This window comes from Oceanisphaera psychrotolerans (assembly GCF_001870485.1).
Taxonomy (GTDB): Bacteria; Pseudomonadota; Gammaproteobacteria; order Enterobacterales; family Aeromonadaceae; genus Oceanimonas; species Oceanimonas psychrotolerans.
The window spans coordinates 77,563-101,363 of record NZ_MDKE01000003.1 but is presented as its reverse complement, the minus strand read 5'-3'; the positions used below and the strand labels follow the sequence as shown (position 1 = coordinate 101,363).

Annotated in this window: 17 protein-coding genes and 3 pseudogenes; 10 read left to right on the top strand and 10 right to left on the bottom strand. The window is 60.9% G+C overall.

Annotation, left to right across the window (positions count from 1 at the left end):
• A pseudogene (locus tag BFR47_RS17910) lies at positions 1-364 on the top strand (ribonuclease E); the annotation flags it as partial.
• A gap of 58 nt (positions 365-422) precedes the next feature.
• On the opposite strand, the pseudogene BFR47_RS01425 reads toward BFR47_RS17910, so the two are convergent.
• The 4 genes and pseudogenes from BFR47_RS01425 to apbC form a co-directional block, all read right to left on the bottom strand.
• Positions 423-856, bottom strand: a pseudogene (locus BFR47_RS01425) (low molecular weight protein-tyrosine-phosphatase).
• Positions 857-1,244: 388 nt separating this feature from the next.
• Positions 1,245-3,167: an AsmA family protein gene (locus tag BFR47_RS01420; protein ID WP_071471405.1), complete on the bottom strand. Its 1,923-nt coding sequence runs from the start codon at positions 3,165-3,167 to the stop codon at positions 1,245-1,247.
• Between the two features lie 21 nt (positions 3,168-3,188).
• Positions 3,189-3,770: a dCTP deaminase gene (gene dcd / locus BFR47_RS01415; protein ID WP_071471404.1), complete on the bottom strand. Its 582-nt coding sequence runs from the start codon at positions 3,768-3,770 to the stop codon at positions 3,189-3,191.
• Positions 3,771-3,873: 103 nt separating this feature from the next.
• Positions 3,874-4,946: pseudogene (gene apbC, locus BFR47_RS01410) on the bottom strand (iron-sulfur cluster carrier protein ApbC).
• A 251-nt stretch (positions 4,947-5,197) separates the two neighbouring features.
• Here apbC and metG point away from each other — a divergent pair.
• Positions 5,198-7,234, top strand: a complete 2,037-nt coding sequence (gene metG, locus BFR47_RS01405) for a methionine--tRNA ligase (protein WP_071471413.1) — start codon at positions 5,198-5,200, stop codon at positions 7,232-7,234.
• 98 nt (positions 7,235-7,332) lie between these two features.
• Here metG and BFR47_RS01400 read toward each other — a convergent pair whose 3' ends face one another.
• From BFR47_RS01400 to pabB, 3 genes are all read right to left on the bottom strand, one after another.
• Positions 7,333-8,715: an L-serine ammonia-lyase gene (locus BFR47_RS01400; RefSeq protein ID WP_071471403.1), complete on the bottom strand. Its 1,383-nt coding sequence runs from the start codon at positions 8,713-8,715 to the stop codon at positions 7,333-7,335.
• A gap of 187 nt (positions 8,716-8,902) precedes the next feature.
• On the bottom strand, positions 8,903-9,466 hold the full coding sequence (locus tag BFR47_RS01395; RefSeq protein WP_071471402.1) for a CoA pyrophosphatase: 564 nt from the start codon (positions 9,464-9,466) through the stop codon (positions 8,903-8,905).
• A complete protein-coding gene (pabB, locus tag BFR47_RS01390; RefSeq protein WP_071471401.1) occupies positions 9,463-10,839 on the bottom strand; it encodes an aminodeoxychorismate synthase component I in 1,377 nt (458 codons plus the stop codon). The genes BFR47_RS01395 and pabB overlap by 4 nt, the downstream gene beginning before the upstream one ends.
• Positions 10,840-10,967: 128 nt before the next feature.
• Here pabB and BFR47_RS01385 point away from each other — a divergent pair, with 128 nt between their 5' ends.
• Positions 10,968-12,488, top strand: coding sequence for a fumarate hydratase (locus BFR47_RS01385; RefSeq protein ID WP_071471400.1), 1,521 nt, complete (start codon positions 10,968-10,970; stop codon positions 12,486-12,488).
• A 290-nt stretch (positions 12,489-12,778) separates the two neighbouring features.
• Here BFR47_RS01385 and yccX read toward each other — a convergent pair whose 3' ends face one another.
• Entirely contained in the window at positions 12,779-13,051 is a 273-nt protein-coding gene (gene yccX, locus BFR47_RS01380) for an acylphosphatase (protein ID WP_071471399.1), read from the bottom strand.
• Between the two features lie 77 nt (positions 13,052-13,128).
• Here yccX and BFR47_RS01375 point away from each other — a divergent pair, with 77 nt between their 5' ends.
• The 6 genes from BFR47_RS01375 (at position 13,129) to glpK (ending at position 20,299) form a co-directional block, all read left to right on the top strand.
• A complete protein-coding gene (locus BFR47_RS01375) occupies positions 13,129-14,322 on the top strand; it encodes a class I SAM-dependent methyltransferase (protein WP_071471398.1) in 1,194 nt (397 codons plus the stop codon).
• Positions 14,323-14,614: 292 nt separating this feature from the next.
• Entirely contained in the window at positions 14,615-15,652 is a 1,038-nt protein-coding gene (gene selD, locus BFR47_RS01370) for a selenide, water dikinase SelD (protein WP_071471397.1), read from the top strand.
• Between the two features lie 10 nt (positions 15,653-15,662).
• Positions 15,663-16,754 carry a tRNA 2-selenouridine(34) synthase MnmH gene (mnmH, locus tag BFR47_RS01365; RefSeq protein ID WP_071471396.1) on the top strand — a complete coding sequence of 364 codons (1,092 nt, stop codon included), beginning with the start codon at positions 15,663-15,665 and terminating at the stop codon, positions 16,752-16,754.
• 27 nt (positions 16,755-16,781) lie between these two features.
• Positions 16,782-17,414, top strand: a complete 633-nt coding sequence (locus tag BFR47_RS01360; protein WP_071471395.1) for an MBL fold metallo-hydrolase — start codon at positions 16,782-16,784, stop codon at positions 17,412-17,414.
• A gap of 507 nt (positions 17,415-17,921) precedes the next feature.
• Positions 17,922-18,767, top strand: coding sequence for an MIP/aquaporin family protein (locus BFR47_RS01355; RefSeq protein WP_071471394.1), 846 nt, complete (start codon positions 17,922-17,924; stop codon positions 18,765-18,767).
• Between the two features lie 26 nt (positions 18,768-18,793).
• Positions 18,794-20,299 carry a glycerol kinase GlpK gene (gene glpK / locus BFR47_RS01350; RefSeq protein WP_071471393.1) on the top strand — a complete coding sequence of 502 codons (1,506 nt, stop codon included), beginning with the start codon at positions 18,794-18,796 and terminating at the stop codon, positions 20,297-20,299.
• A 131-nt stretch (positions 20,300-20,430) separates the two neighbouring features.
• Here the strand turns inward: glpK and BFR47_RS01345 are convergent, their stop codons facing one another.
• On the bottom strand, positions 20,431-21,192 hold the full coding sequence (locus BFR47_RS01345) for a DeoR/GlpR family transcriptional regulator (RefSeq protein ID WP_071471392.1): 762 nt from the start codon (positions 21,190-21,192) through the stop codon (positions 20,431-20,433).
• Positions 21,193-21,485: 293 nt separating this feature from the next.
• On the opposite strand from BFR47_RS01345, the gene glpD reads away from it, so the two are divergent.
• Complete coding sequence (gene glpD / locus BFR47_RS01340) at positions 21,486-23,000, top strand: glycerol-3-phosphate dehydrogenase (protein ID WP_071471391.1); 1,515 nt, start codon at positions 21,486-21,488, stop codon at positions 22,998-23,000.
• A gap of 138 nt (positions 23,001-23,138) precedes the next feature.
• Here the strand turns inward: glpD and BFR47_RS01335 are convergent, their stop codons facing one another.
• Positions 23,139-23,753 (bottom strand): hypothetical protein, encoded by a 615-nt coding sequence (locus BFR47_RS01335; protein WP_071471390.1) that lies wholly within the window; start codon positions 23,751-23,753, stop codon positions 23,139-23,141.
• Positions 23,754-23,801: the final 48 nt, after the last annotated feature.

Here is a 23,801-nt window from a genome sequence, read left to right as displayed (position 1 = left end):
CAAGGTTGAAGCCACCGAGCCGAAAGCCGAAGCCGCCGAGCCCAAGGTTGAAGCCACCGAGCCGAAAGCCGAAGCCGCCGAGCCCAAGGTTGAAGCCGTTGAGCCCAAGGCCGAAGCCGTCACGCCCAAGGTTGAAGCCGCCGCGCCCAGGCCTGCAGCGCAAGCGACGTCGGCCACCGGCCTGTACTCGCGTGCCCGTCAGGCTTCCGCCCCCATGGTCAAACCGACAGTAGTGGCACAGCCTGCTTACGTTAAGCCGGAATATCCGCCGCTGCAGCGCCAGACCGTCGCCACCAGCGGCCGCCAGGCCGGTAGTGCCGCCGCGCGCAATACCGCCTCCGCGCCCATGACCAAACCGGAGTAACCTTACTCCACTAAAAAAGGCTCCTTCGGGAGCCTTTTTATTTGTCTGTTTTTTATTCTCAACGCGTCCTTAACTGCGTCAGCACACCGGCACAGGCCGATTCAATCAAATCCAATACTCGTTCGAAGCCCTCTTCTTCATCGTAATAGGGATCCGGCACTTCCTGCTCCGGCCCTCATGATAACTCAGCAACAACTTGAGCTTGTGCTGATACTCGGGCGGACACAGCGCCTTGAGGTCGGCCAGGTTACTGTGATCCGCCGCCAGGATCAGATCGAAGGCAAGAAAATCATCCGCCCTTACCTGACGGGCGGTGATCCCACTGAAATCATAACCTCTGCTTTCTCCTGTGACCCGAGCGCGCTGGTCGGGCATCGCCCCGCGGTGATAACCGATGGTCCCGGCAGAATCGATGATGATGTTCACCCCGGCCCGTGTCGCCTGCTGGCGCAACACCGCCTCGGCGGTGGGCGAACGGCAAATATTACCCATGCAGACCATCAACACACTGGGTTGGCTTTTATTGTTCAATGGGTGTCTCCTCGCTTCAGATATCATCGCCCTTGGTTACCCCATCACAGGTGGCGATGAGTCAAGGGGTCTGAAAACATTCTGAGCAAGTCATACCGTAAAAACAACCAGGCGGCAACACTCGGGCAAAGGGATCTGCTCAGCCGACCATCCGCACCACGGATGGTGCGGCTGAGCCTCCAAGGATGGATTTACGGCGAGTCGGCGGAGTAGACCCTTTGTCCGAGATGGGCATGACCGTCAAAAAGATCGAATATTTAATGCGATGGGTATAAATACACCGCCGCTTTCAGACTGAAACTCACAAGGCGTGAGCGCAGGCCGAAGCGACGGCGTTTGGCAGCCAGCGTTACAGGCCCAGTTTGTCGAGCAGGCCCGGCAACTTGTCACCGAGCTTGTCGCCCAGTTTCTCACCCAGCTTTTCGTTGAGCTTGCGCTTGACCCGCTCGGCTTCCTTGTCGGCCTTGTCGCGTAAATAGAGGTCAAACACCTGCTGCAGATCCAGGCTGTATTTCGGCTGCTGGTAACTGCCACCGATGCGCACCGGCAGTATGATGTTTCTGAGCTCGCTCAGCTCTTCCCCGTCCTGGCCCTTGAGGCTGCCGACGATGGCGGTGTTAAGCAGCACATCGAGCGACTCGTCGAGCAGACTGGTTTCACCCTCGCCATCGATACGTAACAGCGGAGATGCCATCTGCAGGTTATCGGTGCTCACCTTGCCCTTCGCGATGGCAAAGTCGGCCGTCAGGGCGCTGAAATCGGTTTGCTCAACGGCGTCTTCCTCCGGTAACGGCAGTCCCTTCACCCTGGCGTGTGCCCGGCGGATCAACGCGGCGATATTCACGCCGTGCAGGGCACCATCGGCCACGTTAAGCTCGGTATTGCCCTTCACGCTGCGCTTGATGGCGTCGGCGGTCAGGCCGGTACCACTCAGGTCCAGAGCCAGATCCGCCCGCCCCTCCAGGTAGTCGATGCCGGCGGCCGCGGTCAGCAGCTCCCGGGCATTGACCCCGGTCAGCGTTTTCTGCACCCGAAAACGGGCCGGATGGGCATTGACGTCCAGCTCACCACTGGCGTCAATGTTGCCCTCATACAGGCGGGCCTGTATCTGATCGAGCTTCACCTTGCCCTGATCCACCTTCACCTTGATGGTCAGCTGTTCCAGTTCCATTCCCTGCACCAGCACCTTGTCTGCGGCCAGCTGGCCTTCGACCCTGAGGCGCTTCAGTACCGACAGGTCCGGCTCACCGGCAACGGTAGAGGCAGGCAGCGTCGATTTGGCGGTAGAAGTGCCGTCAGCAGCTTCGTCATCAACCGATACCGGGCTCCATTCAGCCTGCAGGGCGTCCACGTCCAGCAGCGCCGTGTTCAGGTTGAAACGCAGATCCGGGATGGCGTCATGTCGCACCGACAGTGCGCCGGTCACATCCAGTGATCCCAGTTTCAGGGTCATGTCGCTGAACTCGGCCAGCTTGCGTTCGAGATCATAAGCCAGGTTGCCCTGCAGACGCAGTTGCTTGTTATCGGGAATGGCGCGACCGGTGGCGTCGACATCCAGCTTGAGCGCATCCAGCCGAAGGCGATCGAATTCCGGCGCCAGCCACAACTGGCCCGCGGCATCGATATTGGCCTGGATCTCGTCGCTGAACAGATTGCCAGACAGACTCAGGGGCACCGCCTTGCCGGGCGCAAATTCATCGAGTTTGAAGTTGACCCGATTGAGGCGCGTCAGGGTATTGCTGACGTCGTTCTGCACCACTACCTCGGCATCCACCACCTGCACTCCGGCCAGGCTGATGCTCATCGGCTGACGGGATCCATCCGCATTGGCTGACTCGTCGGCGGCATCATTACTCTTGTCCGGGCCGGTTGCGGCCGACAGGGTACGCAGATCGTCGATATTGGTCACGCCATCGGCGCGGGTGATCAGATGCAACCGAGCATTACCCAGCACCGCCTCGCCGATCTCCAGCCGGTTATCGAGCAACGGCTTAAGCCCCACGTCCAAGCTGACTTCACCGACGGACAGGGTATTGCCGGCGGCAAAACCGGGCGGATTGAGCAAGGCGGTATCGGTCAGGGTAAAACCGATGGAAGGAAAGAAGCGCCAGCTCAAATCACCGTTAATCACCAGGGTACGACCGGTTTTTTCTCTGGTCTGTTCAATCAGTACCCGCTTGACCCTGTCGGTGTCCACCACCTGGGTCAGAATCACCAGCGCCAGCAACAGCAGCAGTAGCAGCGCCCCTGCGCCGTAGAGTAGCTTTTTCATTTAGTCATCCTGTCTTGATGTTCAGTCCTGATTGATGCGGCTGGCATCCGCCCCCTGCTGCGCCTTGTACTTGGCGCTGGCACGGCTCATGTAAGGCCGCTCCGCCGGGCCGGACATGGTTTCGAAATTGAGCGCACCAATCACCATCTTCGGGCGCAGCGCCAGCGGCAGCTTGCCGCTGTTGTAGAACTCCAGCACGATGCGCCCGGACCAGCCCGGATCGATGCGGTGGGCCGTCACGTGCACCATGAGCCCGAGCCGGGCCAGAGAGGAGCGGCCATCCAGCCAGCCGACGATGTTATCGGGCAGGGTGACAGATTCAAGTGTTACCGCCAGTGCCAGTTCACCCGGGTGCAGGAAGAACGCCTCGCCATCGGGGATGACAATTTCATCACTCATCACCCGGTTGATGGCCTCGGACACCTGCCCCTTGGGGCCGCTCAGATCGATATAGGGGGCGGTATGATCCTGAAACACCCGGAATTCGTTGCCCAGCAGCACATCGACGCTCACGCCGCTGATCCGGTCGGGGTCCGGAGCCGGACTGATATGAATTAAACCCTCGGCCAGATAACGCTTGATATCCCGGTCACAAAGACGCATGAAAACTCCTTCACTCAAAGTTGATGCCAGCCACGGCAGCGACGGCGCTTGCCGCGGTGCGCACGGTTCAAGGTCATGCCGCTGCTGCGTGGTGGTAATGCAGTTAAACCTGCCGGGTATAAAGGCGGGTAGGAATGGTGTTGCCACTGAAATACAGACCCGCGGCCACCCGGGCGGCGATGTTCAGATAACGTTGGGCCAGCGGCCCCTCTGGCTCGGTCACCAGCACCGGTGTGCCCTTGTCCATCTGCCGGCCGATGGTCGCGTCCAGCGGCAACTGGCCAAGCAGTGGCACCTGATGCTCGCCGGAGACCTTCAGGCCACCGCCTTCGCCGAACAGGGCTTCCTGATGGCCACACTGGCTGCACAGGTGGTAGCTCATGTTTTCCACCACCCCCAGTACCGGAATATCGACCTTGCGGAACATGCTGATGCCCTTGACGGCATCGGCCAGCGCCACGTTCTGCGGCGTGGTCACCACCAGGCGCCGGTGGTCGGTACCTGCTGGGCGATGGTGATCTGAATGTCGCCGGTGCCCGGTGGCAGATCCACCACCAGATAGTCGAGATCGCCCCAGCGGGTTTCGCGCAATATCTGCGCCAGCGCCTTGCTGGCCATGGGGCCGCGCCAGACGGTGGCATCCCCGGCACCAACCAGAAAGCCGATGCTGTTGGCCTTGATGCCATGCGCCAGCACCGGCGCCATGGTCTTGCCATCGTCACTTTCCGGCCGGGCGTCACTCACGCCCAGCATCATCGGAATGGAAGGCCCGTAGACATCGGCATCCAGCAGACCCACCCGGGCACCGAGTCGGCTCAGTGCCAGCGCCAGGTTGACGGCGGTGGTGGACTTGCCTACCCCGCCCTTGCCGGACGACACCGCGATGATATTACGCACACCCGGGACGGCCTGAGCCTCGTTGGCCGGCGCCAGGGTCGCCACCTCGTGACTCAGTTGCCAGCGGACCGATTGCGCGCCACTCAACCGGCACAGATCGGCATCCAGGGCTTTCAGCCCGGTTTCAAGATCGTAATCGACGAAGGGCAGCGCCAGCGAGATCACCAGGGTGTTCTGCTCCAGCGCCACGCCACGGACAAAACCGGCACTGACCGGATCCTGCGCCCAGTGCGGCGGCCTGAACCGGGCCAGCCGGGCATTAATCTGTTCATTATTCATGCTGTGTTGCCTGCTGACGAATCTGTTCTGCACTCTACCAAAAAGCCCGCAGCGGCGAAACGCCGGGCCGAGGCGATATGCGGCTTTGCGGGCCGGATGTCGTAGATATATCGGCCATATACCGGGGTGGGACCATGGTAAAAACCCGGTGCGGGCTCTTTGGCCGGAAAAAGCCGCCAAAGTGTGTATAACCGAAAAAAACTCGGGTAACATGCTCTGTCCCACGTAATTGACTCAACAGAATGGAAATTATGGCTACCGAACCTCGTAAGATACTTGTCACCTGCGCCCTGCCCTATGCCAACGGTTCCATCCACCTTGGCCATATGCTGGAGCACATTCAGGCCGATATCTGGGTTCGTTATCAGCGAATGCGTGGCCATCAGGTTCATTTTATCTGTGCCGACGACGCCCACGGCACCCCCATCATGCTCAAGGCCCAGCAGCTGGGTGTGGATACCGAGCAGATGATTGCCGCCGTGCAGCAGGAGCACAAGGCCGATTTCGACCGTTTCAACATCGGCTTCGACAACTATCACTCGACCCACAGCACCGAGAACCGCGAATTTGCCGAGCTGATCTACGGCCGTCTCAAGAGCAACGGTTTCATCGAAAACCGCACCATTTCCCAGCTCTACGATCCGGAACAGAACATGTTTCTGCCGGACCGTTTCGTCAAGGGCACCTGCCCCAGTTGCAAGGCGGAAGATCAGTATGGCGACAACTGCGAAGTGTGCGGCGCCACCTACAGCCCGGCGGAGCTGATTGACCCGCGCTCGGCCGTGTCCGGCGCCACCCCGGTGATGAAAGACACCGAACATTTCTTCTTCGACCTGCCCCAGTTCGACGGCATGCTCAAGGCCTGGACCCGCTCCGGCGCCCTGCAGGAAGAAATGGCCAACAAACTGGAGGAATGGTTCGAGTCCGGGCTGCAGCAGTGGGACATTACCCGCGATGCGCCCTACTTCGGTTTCGAGATCCCCGATGCACCGGGCAAATACTTCTACGTATGGCTCGATGCGCCCATCGGCTACATGGGCTCGTTCAAGAACTACTGCGACAAGCGCGGCGATCTGAGCTTCGACGAATACTGGAACAAGAGCAGCAGCACCGAGCTGTATCACTTCATCGGCAAGGACATCGTCTACTTCCACAGCCTGTTCTGGCCGGCCATGCTGGAAGGCAGCGATTTCCGCAAGCCGACCAACATCTTCGTGCACGGTTATGTGACGGTGAATGGTGCCAAGATGTCCAAGTCCAAGGGCACCTTCATCAAGGCCGATACCTACCTCAATCACCTGGATCCCGAGTGCCTGCGTTATTACTACGCCGCCAAGCTGTCCAGCCGCATCGACGATCTGGACCTGAACCTGGACGACTTCGTGGCCCGGGTGAACAGTGACGTGGTCAACAAGCTGGTCAACCTGGCCTCGCGCAACGCCGGCTTCATCGCCAAGCGCTTCGACGGCCAGCTTGCCGGCGACTGCGCCGAGCCCGAGCTGTATGCCGAGTTTGCCGCGGCCGCCGAGCGCATCGGTCAGGCTTATGAACAGCGCGAATTCGGCCGTGCCATCCGCGAGATCATGGCGCTGGCCGACAAGGCCAACCGTTATGTGGACGACAAAGCGCCCTGGGTACTGGCCAAGCAGGAAGGCAAAGACGCCGAGCTGCAGGCGGTGTGCTCCATGGGTCTGAACCTGTTCCGGGTGTTGATGACCTACCTCAAGCCGGTGATGCCCAAGCTGACCGAACGCGCCGAGGCTTTCCTGAACTGCGAACTGAGCTGGAACGCCGTGAACGAACCGCTGCTTGACCACGGCGTGAACAAATTCAATGCCCTGTTCAGCCGCATCGACGCCGACAAGGTCGCCGCCATGGTCGAAGCCTCGAAGGAAGATCTGGCCGCCGAGCAGGCCCAGGTCAAACAGGCCACCGGCCCCCTGGCCGACGACCCCATCGGCGAGACCATCGGCTTCGACGACTTTGCCAAGGTCGATCTGCGCGTGGCGTTGATCAAGAAAGCCGAAGCGGTGCCCAAGGCCGAGAAACTGCTGCGGCTGGAACTGGATCTGGGCGGCGAGACCCGTCAGGTGTTCGCCGGCATCAAGTCCGCCTACAACCCGGAAGATCTGGAAGGCAAGCTCACCGTCATGGTCGCCAACCTGGCCCCGCGCAAGATGCGCTTCGGCCTGAGCGAAGGCATGGTGCTGGCCGCCGGCCCCGGTGGCAAGGATCTGTGGATCCTCGAGCCCCACGACGGCGCCCAGCCCGGCATGCGGATCAAATAAAGCCAGCCCCTTCGGGGAGCGGTAAGACAAAAGCCCGGTTTTCACCGGGCTTTTTCGCTTCACGCCTTATACCTCTCCCCTCCCGGCAAGGCGTATCATCAACATTCGATGATGTTGACCGCCAGGCCGCCGCGAGCGGTTTCCTTGTATTTGGTCTTCATGTCCATGCCGGTTTCGCGCATGGTCTTGATCACCTTGTCCAGCGATACCTTGTGTTCCCCGTCGCCACGCATGGCCAGCCGGCTGGCATTGATGGCCTTGACCGAGCCCATGGCGTTACGTTCGATACAGGGCACCTGTACCAGCCCCCCGACCGGATCGCAGGTTAACCCCAGGTTGTGCTCCATGCCGATTTCGGCGGCGTTTTCCACATGCTCTATGGTTCCGCCCACCACGGCGGTCAGCGCCGCGGCCGCCATGGAGCAGGCCACGCCCACTTCGCCCTGGCAACCCACTTCGGCGCCGGAGATGGAGGCATTTTCCTTGTACAGGATACCGATGGCGGCGGCGGTCAGGAAATACTGTACCAGCACGTCGTCATCCACCGGCTGCACGAACTTGTCGTAGTAATGCAGCACCGCCGGAATGATGCCCGCCGCGCCGTTGGTCGGCGCCGTGACCACCCGGCCACCGGCGGCGTTTTCTTCGTTGACCGCCATGGCAAACAGGTCCACCCACTCCATCACGCTCAGCGGATCCTTGTTATAGTGGGACTCACTGGTCAGACGGCGATACAACGACGGGGCTCGGCGACGTACCTTGAGGCCACCGGGCAGAATGCCTTCGGTCTTGCAGCCACGCGAGACACAGGCCTTCATCACGCTCCACAGCTTGCGCAGGCCTTCGATAATTTCTTCTTCGCTGCGGTTGACCTTTTCGTTGGCCATCATCAGGCTGCTGATCGACATGCCGTTTTCACGACACAGCTGCAACAACTGATCACCGCTCTTGAACGGAAAGGGGGCCGGTTTGGCACTGGACTCGGCCGCGGCGCTGGCCTTGGTGTGGGCGAACTCTTCCGCCTTGACGATAAAGCCGCCCCCAATGGAATAGTAGGACTGCTCATGTAACAGCCGATCGCCCTCGAAGGCACGGCAGGTCATGCCGTTGCTGTGCAACGGCAGGGTCTTGCGGCGATGAAAGACGATGGCGCCGCTACGGGGAAACGCCGCCGGGTGGCGCTGGTTGAGCAATATTTCCTGGCTGGACTCGACCCGCTCCAGAAAGCCCGGGATCATGTCCACATCCACGCTTTCCGGATCGAAACCGCCCAAGCCCAGGATCACCGCCTTACCGGTACCATGGCCGATACCGGTCTGGCCCAGAGAGCCGAACAGCTCGACCTCGACCCGGCTGGTCCGGGTCAGAATATCCTGCTTTGCCATGGCTTCTACAAAGTCATGCGCCGCCCGCATCGGCCCCACGGTATGGGAAGAGGACGGACCGATACCAATACTGAACATATCGAACACGCTGATCATGGCAACACTCCAAACGCACTTGGGTTATAAAATACAACCGGGTTAACGGATCAGGGTTGAGCGGAATCCACACCGGGCTACCCACTCAACTATTATTGAATGATTGTAGAATTATTTGAGAGAAGACCCAACAAAATTTTAACCGCGGCCAGAACAGCCAACCGGGATTTGTGATGGTGATCGCCCGTCAGCGGGCAATCTGTCGTGCAAGCTGGTGAATAACGGCGGCGGTGATGCCCCAGATCCAGATGCCATGCCAGCGAATGAACACCACCCGATGCCAGCGGCCCTTGCGGCGCAGGGTAAACAGATGGTGGTGGCGCAGATCCAGCACGTAATCCAGCGGTACCCGGAACAGCTCTTCAACCTCCGCCGGATTAAGCACAAACTCCGGCTGGCCTTCGATCACACCGACGAAAGGCGTCAGCGCGAAGCCCGATACCGTATGCTGGGCCCGCAGCCGCGCCAGCTGGCGGCACCGCTCGGGCGCCAGCCCGATCTCTTCAAAGCTTTCACGCAGCGCCGTGTGCCACAGGCTGGAGTCGGTGCTGTCCGCCCGGCCACCGGGAAAGCTGACCTGACCCGGGTGCTGGCGCAGATGGCGGCTGCGCCGGGTCAGCACCAGCTCCAGCCCCTGCTCCGCCTGCAGCAAGGGAACCAGCACCGCCGCCGGATAGGCGTGATCCGGCAGATGCGGATCCGCCGTCGGCGGCAACAGCTTGATGCGGGTTTCCAGCTCAAGCAGGGTCACAGGGCTTCCAGCACCGGCAGTATCTTGCCCAGCTTGTCGAACAGCTCCTGGTATTCCGCCGCCGCTTCCGAGTCGGCCACCACGCCACCACCGGCCCAGCAATAAAGCCGATTCTGCTCGGCCAGCAGGGTGCGGATGGTAATGCTGGTATCCATGCGGCCGTGAGCGCTGAGATAGCCGATGCTGCCGCAATAGCCGTGACGCCGATGCGGCTCCAGCTCTTCGATGATTTCCATCGCCCGCACCTTGGGCGCGCCGGTGATGGAACCACCGGGAAAGGTCGCCGCCAGCAGTTCGGTGCCGTCCAGCCCCTCCGCCAGCTCGCCGGTAATGGTCGACACCAGATGATGCACCGCCGGAAACGACTCGATGGCGAACAGCGAAGGCACCCGCACCGTGCCGGGCACACAGACCCGGCCGATATCGTTGCGCAGCAGGTCCACTATCATCAGGTTTTCGGCACGGTCTTTCGGTGCCTCACGCAGTTCCCGGGCGAAACCCCGGTCTTCGGCCTCGGTGCTGCCTCGCGGCCGGGTGCCCTTGATGGGCTTGGTTTCGACCCGACGCCCCTCGAGGGCGATAAAGCGCTCGGGCGACAGGCTCAGCACCGTGCTGCCGGGCAATTGCAGAAAGGCGGAAAAAGGCGCCCGGTTGTGTTCGCTCAAATGACGATAAGCCTGCCAGGCGTCCCCGCTGAAACCGGTGTTGAAACGCAGGGTCAGATTGATCTGGTAACAGTCGCCGGCCTGCAGATACTGCTGTACCCGATTGAAACTTTCTTCATACTCGGCCGCCGTTTTATTGGCCATCCAGGCACCGGTCAGGTGAAAGGGCTCCGGGGTGGGTGCCTGTTGTGCCTGCCACCAGGCTAGCCGCGTGGCCAGACTGGGCTCGTCGCCCAGCACCAGCAGATGGGCCTGCTCCTGTTCGCGGTCGATGACCCAGGCCCAGTCGAAGATGCCCACCGCCATGTCCGGGGTCGCCAGCTCGTTGATGGCCAGCGCCGGCAGTCGCTCCAGCCGTCGGCCCAGATCGTAACAAAACAGGCCCAGGGCACCGCCGGCAAAGGGCAGATGCTGCCAGTCGGCGGACAGTTCTAGCTCACCCAGCAGCCGCCGTTGCCAGTGTTTGAGCAGGGTAAAGGGGCAATCGGTGGAGGTGACGACACCGTTCTGATGATCGATCACCGTTTCCTCGCCGCGGGTCACCAGCGTGGCCAGCGGCTGGGCGCTGATGATATGAAAGCGGCTGTCGCCGCCGACCGGAGCGGCTGACTCCAGCAGCATGGCCCAGGGCCGTTCGGCAATCGGAGAAAAAAAATCATGCACCGAGCCGGAAAACGGCTGGCTGTGAATGTGCAAAGGCAGTCCCATTAATGTAATCCACTCGACAATTTTGGCATCCCGGCCGGCGCTCAGGCTGGTCAGCCGGGGGCTGCTAAGCGTATCATAGCGGCACTTATAACAATACAGAGCTAACGCCGATAACCCATGAGGAAGCCATGAGCATTATCAAGAAGCAGGACTTTATCGACTCCGTTGCCGACGCGCTGCAATACATCTCCTACTACCACCCGCTGGACTTTGTGCAGGCACTGGAAAAAGCCTACGAAAAAGAGCAGAGCCAGGCCGCCAAAGACGCCATCGCCCAGATCCTGATCAACTCGCGCATGTCAGCCGAAGGTCACCGTCCCCTGTGCCAGGACACCGGTATCGTCACCTGTTTCGTGAAAATCGGCATGCAGGTTCAGTGGGAAAGCGACATGACGGTGCAGGAAATGGTGGATGAAGGGGTGCGCCGCGCCTACAACAACCCCGATAACCCCCTGCGCGCTTCCATCGTGGCCGATCCCGCCGGTCGCCGTATCAACACCAAAGACAATGCCCCCGCCGTGGTGCACATCGACATGGTGCCCGGCGATCATGTGGAAGTGGCCATCGCCGCCAAGGGTGGCGGCTCCGAGAACAAGTCCAAGATGGTAATGCTCAACCCGTCCGACGACATCGTGGAATGGGTGCTGAAGACCCTGCCCACCATGGGTGCCGGCTGGTGCCCGCCCGGCATGCTCGGCATCGGCATCGGCGGCACCGCCGAAAAGGCCGCGGTGCTGGCCAAGGAATCGCTGATGGATCCGGTCGACATTCACGAGCTGATCGAACGTGGCGCCGAAACCACCGAAGAAAAGCTGCGGCTGGAAATCTTCGAGAAGGCCAACAAGCTGGGCATTGGCGCCCAGGGCCTGGGTGGCCTCACCACCGTGGTCGACATCAAGATCAAGTCCGCCCCTACCCACGCCGCCTCCAAGCCGGTGGTGATGATCCCCAACTGCGCCGCCACCCGCCATGTGCACTTCCATCTGGACGGCTCCGGCCCCGCCGAGCTGACCCCGCCGAAGCTGGAAGACTGGCCGGAAGTCACCTGGGAAGTGGGCGAAAACGTGCGCCGGGTCAATCTGGACACCGTGACCCGTGCCGACATTGCCGACTGGAAGATGGGCGAAACCGTACTCTTGTCCGGCAAGCTGCTTACCGGCCGCGACGCCGCCCACAAGCGGATTCAGGAAATGCTCAACAACGGCGAAGCACTGCCGGTCGATTTCAAGGATCGCTTCATCTATTACGTGGGCCCGGTTGATGCCATCGGTAACGAAGCGGTTGGTCCCGCCGGCCCCACCACCTCCACCCGCATGGACAAGTTCACCGACATGATGCTGGAGCAGGCCGGCCTGATGGGCATGGTCGGCAAGGCCGAGCGTGGCCCGGCCACCGTCGACGCCATCCAGAAGCACAAAGCCGTTTACCTGATGGCCGTGGGTGGCGCCGCCTATCTGGTGGCCAAGGCGGTGAAAAAGGCCAAGGTGCTGGCGTTTGAAGATCTGGGAATGGAAGCCATCTACGAATTCGAGGTGGAAGACATGCCGGTCACGGTGGCGGTCGACAGTGAAGGCAACAACGCCCATGTCGCCGGCCCCGCCATCTGGCAGGCCAAAATCGAAGAGCTGGATGCCAAGCTGAAAGCCTGAGCACCCGCTGATTAACGACCAAGCCCGGCCCTGCCGGGCTTTTTTGTATGCATTGGATAACGGATATCGTGTTTGTCGGGTCGAATATATTCAACCAAGAGTTTGACACGCGGACCCGCTGGTCCAATAAACCGGCCCCTAGGAGACGGACAAGCTTGCAGTTGTTGTAGCCGCGGCTTTAGCTGGCGGATCAGACAACGCAGAGCTATCAGATCCGGTGCCGTTTCTGAGCACGCCGATTCATATGCTGGTTTGCGCCGCATAAATGGGCGCCTACGGGTGCATGGTGCTCAGCCGGTCACGAAGCCCTGATGTTGGGCTAAAGACACGTCTTCCTCGGTGATGCCGTCCACCACGGCGGTGTCGGGACCCTGTCTCAGCCAGCTCACCAGTTGCCGCACCCTGGCGGCCTCGCCTTCGGCAAACACTTCCACTCTTCCGTCCGGCAGGTTACGGGCATAACCGCGCACGCCCAGCTTCTCCGCCTCGCACTGGGTGTAAAAGCGAAAGCTCACTCCCTGTACGGTCCCGCTGACCCGGATTATTTTTGCGATCTCGGCCATCTTGTTCTCTCCCTGTTTGTGTTTTACTTCGCGCGCCCCTAGAATTATGCCCCTTTTATTGTTAGCAGCGCCAGCCTATGACCACCTCCATTACCCTTATCGCCGGACGGGAAAAGTCCCTTCTGCGTCGTCACCCCTGGGTGTTTTCCCGTGCCGTCGACAAGGTACAGGGCCAGCCCAATGCCGGTGATACCGTCGATATTCTCAGCCACAACGGCCAGTGGCTCGGTCGCGGTTTTTATTCGCCCCAGTCCCAGATCCGCGCCCGGGTATGGACCTTCGATCAGAATGAAGTGGTCGACGAGGCGTTCTTTCTGCGCCGCCTGGAACGCGCCAAGGCCAGCCGCCAGCCGCTGATTGCGGAGCAGGGCCTCACCGGTTACCGCCTCTGCGCCGCCGAGTCCGACGGCCTGCCCGGCATTACCATCGATGTCTACGCCAAGGTGGTGGTCTGCCAGCTGCTGAGCACCGGTGCCGAGCGCTGGCGTAGTGCCATCGTCACGGCGCTGACCACCCTCTACCCGGATAGCTGCATCTATGAGCGTTCCGACGTGGCAGTACGCAAGAAAGAAGGTCTGAAAGAACGCAAGGGCCTGCTGGCGGGCACCCTGCCAGAACAGCCGGTGGTCATCGAAGAGAACAACGGCGTACGTATCCTGGTCGACGTAGAGCAGGGTCACAAGACCGGCTTTTATCTGGATCAGCGCGACAACCGCCGTATCGCCGGCCGTTACTGTCAGGACAAGCGAGTACTCAACTGCTTCAGCTACACCGGCACCTTCGGGGTGTACGCACTCAAGGGTGGCGCCAGCGAGGTGGTGAACGTGGACATGTCCGAGTCGGCGCTGGCACTGGCCCGGCAGAATGTCGAACTGAACCAGCTGGACCTGAGCCGGGCCAGATTCGAACAGGCCGACGTGTTCAAGCTGCTGCGCCAGTACCGGGATCAGGGCCAGCGTTTCGACGTGATCGTGCTGGACCCGCCCAAGTTCGCCGAAAGCAAGGCCCAGCTCAACGGCGCCTGCCGTGGTTATAAAGACATCAATATGCTGGCCTTTCAACTGCTCAATGCCGGCGGTGTAATGCTGACCTTCTCCTGCTCCGGTCTGATGACTCAGGATCTGTTCCAGAAAATCGTCGCCGACGCCGCCCTGGATGCCGGCCGTGACGCCCAGATCCTGGAGCGACTGAATCAGGCCGCCGACCATCCCATCGGTACCGCCTATCCGGAAGGCCACTACCTGAAAGGACTGGTGGTTCGGGCCTGGTAAAGGTGTGAGCGTAAGAGGCAACACCGAGTTGCCTGCAGATAGTGCCAACAGACGACTCTGTAGCATCAAGAAGGGCAAAGAGATCGGCTCAGCCGACCGTCACATGACAGGGACGTCATGTGCTGAGCGTGACAAGAAGGTGCTTGAGCGAGTCGGCTGAGCTGGCTCTTTGTCCGTCTTCGCCCGCATTGTCATCATACCCAAAGCCTCTCCCTAGCTTCCCAACGGATGCGCTCCCTGCCCATAAGCGTTACTATATGGCCTTTCCGTTAGTGACTCCAAGGAAGCCCAAGTGGAACCTATTCGCCTGACCCAATACAGCCACGGCGCCGGCTGCGGCTGCAAGATTTCCCCCAAAGTTCTCGACACCATACTGCACAGCCAGCTGCCCCGCTTCACCGACCAGAGTCTGGTGGTCGGTAACGACAGCCGGGACGACGCCGCCGTGGTCGACATTGGCAACGGCATGGGCATTATCTCCACCACCGACTTCTTCATGCCGATAGTGGACGACCCCTTCACCTTCGGCCGCATCGCCGCCACCAACGCCATCAGCGACATCTATGCCATGGGCGGGACGCCCATCGTGGCCATCGCCATTCTCGGCTGGCCGGTCAACCTGCTGGCACCGGAAGTGGCCCAGCAGGTGATCGACGGTGGCCGTCAGGCCTGTCACGACGCCGGCATTTCACTGGCCGGGGGGCACAGCATCGATGCGCCCGAGCCCATCTTCGGGCTGGCGGTCACCGGCCAGATTGCACTCGACCAGGTCAAACGCAACGACACCGCCGCCGCCGGCGACCTGCTGTTTCTGACCAAACCGCTCGGCATCGGCATTCTGTCTACCGCCCAGAAAAAAGGCGTACTGCAGGATGAGCACGCCACCCTGGCCGCCGAGGCCATGTGCCAGCTCAACAAGCCGGGTCAGGATTTCGCGACGCTCGAAGGGGTGAGCGCCATGACCGATGTCACCGGTTTCGGCCTCATGGGGCACCTGCTGGAGGTGTGTGAAGGCGCCGATGTCAGCGCAACACTCAACATGGCCGACATACCGCTGCTGCCCGCCGTCGATCACTACCTGCAGGCCGGCGCCGTGCCCGGCGGCACCCTGCGCAACCTGGACGCCTATGGCCACAAGCTGGCCCCGCTCACTCAGCGCCAGCAGCATATTCTGTGCGATCCCCAGACCAGCGGTGGCCTGCTGGTGGCGGTACGCCCCGACGCGGTCGACGCCTTCCTGACCCTGGCCGCCAGGCATTCCCTGCAACTCTCTCCCATCGGCGAGCTGACCACCGCCGGCGAACATCGCATCGAGGTGACGGGTGAGTGAGCCAGACCACATGACCGAGCTGACCGCCGACTACGACCGGCTGCTGGGCGACGATATCCCGCTGCTGGATCTACGTGCTCCGGTGGAGTTTGTCGAAGGCGCCTTTCCGACGGCCTGCAATCTGCCGCTGATGAGCGACGAAGAACGGGCCCGGGTCGGCACCTGCTACAAGCAGCAGGGCCAGGCGGCGGCCATCGAGCTCGGCCACCGGCTGGTGGCCGGTGAGTTGCGCGAGCAACGACTGCAGGGCTGGCTCGACTGGCTGGAACAGCACCCGACCGGCGTTATCTACTGTTTTCGCGGCGGCCTGCGCAGCCAGACGGTACAGCAGTGGCTGCGGGACGCCGGCCGCCCCGTCACCCGGGTCGAGGGCGGTTACAAGGCGCTGCGGCGTCACCTGCTGCAAGAGATTGAAACCGGCTTTGAACAACCGGGATTCGTGCTGTCGGGCCTGACCGGTAGCGGCAAGACCGACTGGCTGGCCCGCACCCCGCTGGCGCTGGATCTGGAAGGCTACGCTCATCACAGGGGCTCCAGCTTCGGCCACTGGGGCGAGCCCCAGCCCACCCCCATCGACTTCGAAAACCGGCTGGCCATCGCCCGACTCAAGCAGCGTCGGGCCGGCATCGGCAGCTGGCTGGTGGAAGACGAAAGCGCCATGATCGGCCGTTGCCCGGTGCCGAAGAGCCTGTACCTGCGCATGCAGCGCACGCCCATTTTGTTGCTGGAGGTGCCCTTCGATCAGCGGGTACGCCAGATCCAGCACGATTATGTGGATGTGATGCAACGCCACTTCAACGACGACATGGAACGACTGGAGGCCTATCTGCAGGACAGCCTCAAGCGGCTGTACAAGCGTCTCGGCGATCGGGACTGGCGCCGGCTGTCGCAGCAGATGACCGATGCCGTCAAACAGCAGCAGCTGGGCTTTGGCAGTGACGGCCATCAGGAATGGATCGCCGAGCTGCTCGGCCGCTATTACGACCCCATCTATCGACGACACCAGGTCGACAAGGAAGAACGTATCATCAAGCGCGGCGAAGCCGATGAGCTGGCCGAATGGCTGGCCAACCAACCCGAAGCCCAGACTGCGCAATCCTGAGTATTATGTTAAAGGAAATCTAGACCGATGCTGAACCGAATCACCCTGCCGGTGACTCCCTTCGACCAGAACTGCAGCCTGTTATGGTGCAGCGAGACCAACAAGGCCGCCCTGATCGATCCGGGCGGTGAAACCGAACGGCTGCTGGCGGCCATTGCCGAGCGCGGCCTGACGCTGGAGTCCATTCTGCTGACCCACGGCCACCTGGACCATGTGGGCGCCACCGGCGAGCTGATTGCCCGGACGGGCGTACCGGTAACAGGCCCGGGGTCAGACGATGCCTTCTGGATAGAGGGTCTGCCACAACAGGTGCAGATGTTCGGGTTTGATCCCGTGTCCGGGTTTACGCCCGACCGTTGGCTCAACCAGGGCGACACCGTGACCGTGGGTAACGAACAACTGGATGTCCATCACTGCCCCGGCCATACCCCGGGCCACGTGGTGTTTGTACATGAAGCACAGCGGCTGGCCTTTGTGGGCGATGTGCTGTTCAACGGTGGCGTCGGGCGCAGCGACTTTCCCCGTGGCGACCACGCCACCCTGATCAACGCCATTACCCATACCCTGCTGCCGCTGGGCGACGATATCACCTTCGTGCCCGGTCACGGACCGGAAAGCACCTTCGGCCACGAGCGGCTGCACAACCCCTATTTGCGCTAAGCCTGTTTGACTACCTATTGGTCACGGCACAAAGAGGCAACCCTGTTGCCTCTTCCTGGTCGCTGAACCATCTGCTGGCACGCCAACCGTCGATGCCGGCACCTCACCCGCCCCATCCGCCCGAACAGCCTCGTCTCCCAACCCCAGGCCGGAACGGCATACCACGAAAACGACCACCGCCTGCAGGCACCCATGGAGGCGGCGCGGCTCGCAGGATCGCGCGCAAACATTGGATTGCTCGATAACGAACATTAACGGACCGGGGGCAAATTAAGACACAAACGGAAATCCCCCCAACACCGAACAAGTCAGCATAAACACAGCCCTAAAACAGTCATAAATGCCGAGCACGTACAGCCCCTTCAACAACACTGGCTCTTTTCGAAGATAAAAGCTCAAAAAATAGTGACCAATAACACATTTTTAACAAGTTTAACTGTTCGAATACGAGCAAAAGAACGAAAATCGCCGCATTGGATAACGTTAGATACATAAAGGAGTCAGAATATGTCCATCAAACGACCGGGTACCCTGTTCGGAGAATGTGTGGCAGAGTTTATCGGCACCGGCTTGCTGATTTTCTTCGGCGCCGGCTGCGTGGCCGCACTGGTGGTGGCCAATGCCAGCTTCGGACTCTGGGAAATCAGCATCAGCTGGGGCGTGGGTGTGGCCATCGCCATTTATGTGGCGGGCGGTGTTTCCGGCGCCCACCTCAACCCCGCGGTCACCCTGGCCCTGACCCTGTTCCGGGGCTTCGACAAACACAAGGTACTGCCCTTCATTGGCGCACAGATGGCGGGCGCTTTCTCGGCTGCCGCCCTCGTTTACGGCCTGTATCAGCCACTGTTTCTCGAATGGGAGCAAAGCACCGGCATCATCCGGGGAAGCCAGGAAAGTCTGGCGCTGGCCGGGATCTTCTCTACTTACCCGCACAGTCTGCTGTCCAACGGGCACGCCTTTCTGGTCGAAGTCACCATCACCGCCGTGTTGATGATGGCAATACTCGCCCTGGTGGACGAGCGCAACGGTGGCCCCAAAGGCATGGGCGCGGCACTGCTGATCGGCCTGCTGATCGCCGTGATCGGCGCCGCCACCGGCCCCTTGACCGGCTTTGCCATGAACCCGGCCCGTGACTTCGGCCCCAAACTGTTTGCCTGGCTGGCCGGCTGGGGAGACATGGCGCTTTCCGGCGGACGCGACAACCCCTATTTCTGGGTGCCGATACTCGGCCCCGTCGCCGGTGCCTGTCTGGGCGCCTGGTTGTACGATAACGCCATCGCCCGCTTCCTGCCCGCGGCGCAATCCGAAGAAAACACCAATACTTCTCAGCAGGGGCAGCAGGCCGAAGCCTGAGCCCGACTCGACAAGGAGACAGCGAAATGTCACAAGCCAAACAGTATGTGGTTGCTCTGGATCAGGGTACCACTTCGTCCCGCGCCATCATCTTCGACGAAAACGCCACCATCCAGAGCGTGGCCCAACGGGAATTTGGCCAGATTTACCCCCAGGCCGGCTGGGTCGAGCATGACCCGATGGAAATCTGGGCCAGTCAGCGTTCCACCCTGACCGAGGTACTGGCCAAGACCGGCATCAATGCGGATCAGATTGCCGCCATCGGCATCACCAACCAGCGCGAAACCACGGTGGTGTGGGAAAAGAGCACCGGCAAGCCGGTATACAACGCCATCGTCTGGCAATGCCGCCGTACCGCCGACATCTGTGAGCAATTGAAGGCTCGCGGGCTGACCGACTACATCCGGGAAAACACCGGTCTGGTGCTGGACGCCTATTTCTCCGGTACCAAGCTCAAGTGGATACTGGACAACGTGGACGGAGCCCGGGAAATGGCCAGCAACGGCGAGCTGCTGTTCGGCACCATAGATACCTGGCTGATCTGGAAACTGACCGAAGGCCGGGTACACGTCACCGACTACACCAACGCCTCGCGTACCATGCTGTTCAACATCAACAGCCTGGAATGGGACGAGAAACTGCTGGATGAATTGGGCATTCCCGCGTCCATGCTGCCCGAAGTGCGCTCTTCCAGCGAGGTGTACGGCAAAACCAATATCGGCGGCAAGGGCGGCACCCGCATCCCCATCGCCGGCATCGCCGGCGACCAGCAGGCGGCGCTATTCGGCCAGTTGTGCTTTAACAAGGGCATGGCCAAGAACACCTATGGTACCGGCTGCTTCCTGCTGATGAACACCGGCGAGAAAAAGGTCAACTCCAGCCACGGTCTGCTCACCACCCTGGCGGTAGGCGCCAAGGGAGAAGTCAACTACGCCCTGGAGGGCTCCGTGTTCATGGGCGGTGCCACCATTCAGTGGCTGCGGGACGAACTGGGCCTCATTCGCGAGGCGGACGATACCGGCTACTTCGCCGAGAAGGTAGCCGACACCAACGGTGTCTACCTAGTACCGGCCTTCGTTGGCCTCGGCGCCCCCTATTGGGATCCTTACGCCCGCGGTACCCTGATGGGCCTGACCCGGGGCGTGAACCGCAACCATATCATCCGGGCCGCACTGGAGGCGATCGCCTACCAGAGCCGGGATGTGCTGGAGGCCATGCAGGAAGATTCCGGTCTCCGGCTGGCCACGCTCAAAGTGGACGGCGGCGCCGTGGCCAACGACTTCCTGATGCAGTTCCAGTCAGATATCACCAACGCCAGGGTAGAACGCCCCAAACAGACCGAGACCACCGCCATGGGCGCGGCCTTCCTCGCCGGCCTGGCGGTGGGCGTATGGCAAAGCACCGATGAGCTGGCCAACAAGTTCTCCGTCGACCGGGAGTTCAAACCCAATATGGACAAAGACACCCGCGCCACCCTGTACAGCGGCTGGCAGAAGGCGGTGACACGCTCGCTGGACTGGGCCGAGCACTGAGAGCAACACATACGCAACAAGGGCGCCATCAGGCGCCCTTTTCAGTTTGGTCGATAACGCCGGTACGCAGCCCCTTTCCACCAAAGGGCGCTTCACCGATAGGAACAGATCAAACCTCGTTGCAGGCGGACTCACTCGGTGATGTGGCAGGCCACCTGATGTTCGTCCATGATTTTCTGCAGCGCCGTGGGAGGGGCCGCGTCGGTGAACAGGGCGGTGATTTGGCTGATATTGCCCATATTGACCATGGCGCTACGGCCGAACTTGCTTTGATCCGCCGCCAGAAACACCTGCCGGCTGTTGCTGATGATGGCCTGGGCAATACGCACCTCGTGATAATCGAATTCGAGCAGAGAGCCGTCGGTATCGATACCGGAAATGCCGATGATGCCGTAGTCGGTGCGAAACTGCTGCACGAAGTCCCGAGTCGCCTCACCGACGATACCACCGTCCCGATTGCGCACCTCGCCACCGGCGATGATCACGGTAAAGTCTTCCTTCTGACTGAGAATGCTGGCCACATGGATGTTATTGGTGATAACCCGCAACTCCTGGTGGTCAAGCAGCGCTCTGGCCACCGCCTCCGTGGTGGTACCGATGTCGATGAACAGCGAAGCGCCGTCAGGAATTTCGGCGGCAATGGCCCGGCCAATGCCGTCTTTCTCCCGGGCATACATCACCTTGCGGGAATCATAGGCGGCGTTGACCGTGCTCGACATCAGAGAAGCGCCGCCATGATGACGGCGGATACGGTTGTGCTCGGCCAGGTCATTCAAATCGCGACGAATAGTCTGCGGGCTCACATCAAACTGGGCGACCAGATCTTCGGTGCTGGCAAAACCTTTGTGTTTCAGCAACTCGAGGATCTGTTGATGGCGCAGGGTTTGCTTCACGCGGTAACTCCCTGTAATGGATGAAACTTTACGCTCGATTGTACTCGTTCCACCACCAAAAGCACAGACAGGCGCGCAAAGGCCATGCCATCTCACCTCGACCGGTCCGGAACCACCCGCCATGATGGCAAAGAACACACTCTATTGTTGAACACTGTCGCAAAGAACCAAAAAACACATCATTCTCTTCGTTTATGTTTGAATATTTTCCTTTTCGAATATTATAATCCGTATATCGAGATTGAACCCATACCCAAGGCAACAGGGCCGCGGTGCCGAAAGGAGAACAAAGCATGACTTCAGAGCAAACTATTCATGATCTGCTGGTAGTTGGTGGTGGCGTCAACGGCACCGGCATCGCCATGGATGCAGCAGGCAGAGGCTTGAAGGTGGTGCTGTGCGAAATGAACGATCTGGCGTCTGCGACGTCGTCCAACAGCAGCAAACTGATCCATGGCGGACTGCGCTATCTCGAACATTACGAATTCCGGCTGGTGAAGGAAGCGTTGGCCGAGCGGGAATCCCTGCTGCGCAATGCCCCTCACATCATGTGGCCGCTGCGGTTTCGCCTGCCCCATCGCCCCCATCTTCGCCCGGCCTGGATGATCCGTATCGGTTTGTTCCTTTACGACCACCTGGCCAAGCGTGAACGCCTGGCCGGCTCCAACGGCCTTCGTTTTGGTGAAAACAGCTCGCTGGTGGGCGAAATCAAAAAGGGGTTCGAGTATTCCGATGGCTGGGTCGATGATGCCCGTCTGGTGGTGCTCTGCGCCATGGCGGCGCGCAATCATGGCGCGGACATCCGCACTCGCACCCGCTGCATCCGGGCCGAACGGCAGGATGGCCTGTGGAAGGTAACCCTGCAGCACAACGACAGCGGAGAGCGGCAAACACTGCGGGTGAGGGCATTGATCAATGCCGCCGGCCCCTGGGCCAGCAAGCTGTTCGACGAGACCATGAGCCTCAAGGCGCCCAAGAAAATACGCCTGGTCAAGGGCAGCCACATCATAGTGCCGCGCCTGCATGACGAACCCGAAGCCTACATACTGCAGAACGAAGATAACCGCATCGTGTTCGTGATCCCCTATGAAGACAACTTCTCCCTGATCGGCACCACCGACGTGGACTATCAGGGCAATCCATCGGAGGCGGCGATCAGCGCGGAGGAAGTGGACTATCTGTGCGCCGTGGTCAATGACCATTTCAAGCGCAAGATAAGCGCAGACGATGTGGTGTGGACCTATTCCGGGGTCAGGCCGCTGATGGACGATGAGCGGGGCGAAGCCCAGAAAGCCTCGCGTGACTACACCTTCGAGGTGGACGCGCCGCAGGGCGAGGCGCCGTTGCTGTCGATTTTCGGCGGCAAGATCACCACCTATCGCAAACTGGCGGAGGCCGCCACCAATGCCATCTGTCGCTTCTTTCCCGAGGCAAGCGGCCCCTGGACCAAGGAAGCCACGCTGCCGGGTGGTAATTTCGAGCATCATGACAGCCTGAATGCGTCACTGAAACGCCAGTTCCCCTGGCTGCCAGAGGCCATGTGCCAGCGTTTTGTACGCACCTATGGCAACCTGTGCCACCACTTCCTCGACGGCTGCACCCGGCTGGAAGATCTGGGGCCGGTCCTCGGCGCCACGCTGCACCAGAAGGAAGTGGACTACCTGATCGAGCATGAATGGGCGGTCACGCTGGAAGACATCATCTGGCGCCGCACCAAGCTCGGCCTTTACCTGACCGAGGCGGAAAAAAGCCGCCTGCAGCAATACCTGTACGGCCGCCAGCCCCAGTCACAGCGCCTGGCCGGCTGAACACGGCCTGACCGGCGTCCGCCCCAGGGCGGAGGCCGGTAAAAGCAGTCGTTCTGAACCGTCAGCAGGCCATATGGCCTGCTGACGGTTTGCTTTTCCCCTCTGCTACCACCCGGTTCACTCCAGAACCGCATCGGCTCAATCGTCCCAGTCGTCGTCATCGTCGTCGACCGGCTGATCATTGGCATCGATCACCACCGCCGGTGCCAGCACCGAAATGGTTGCCAGCAAGACACGCCGGGGCTGCCAGTTGCCGACAAAACCGAAGCGATAACAGTCGTCATCCAGCTTGAATCTGTCTTCGGCCTGGGTGCCCAGGGTCTCGTGGATGGTCGCCAGCTCCTGTTCGTTCAGTGACAGATCCAGGGTAAAGGCGATAATGGCGCCGTCGTGGCCGGGCAGCTTGCCCTTGTTGACCGCCCGCACCCGCTCGCGCGGCAAGGCCACCGCCTGTTTGTCGCTGCCGTTCACCAGATACAAATGCTCACTGTCGAAGGCCAGGTTGATCAACCGTTGCCGGCTCCAGCTGGCCGGCCACAGGCTCAGCAACAGCACGGTGCCGCCGAAGATCAGGCCGACCCAGTGGATAAGGCCAAAACCGGTTTGTGCATCCCACAGCGACACCCCCACCGCCACCAGGCTGGCCAGCAGCACCAGCGAATGGATCAGGTAAAAGCGCCAGGCGGGCGGGCTCAGCACAAACTCCAGCGGTTGTTCCAGTAGCTGCGGCAGGGGTAGGCGCTGCACGGTCATGTTGTTATTCCATCTGTCAAAAGGGGCATCACCCTAGCAAAAAAAACC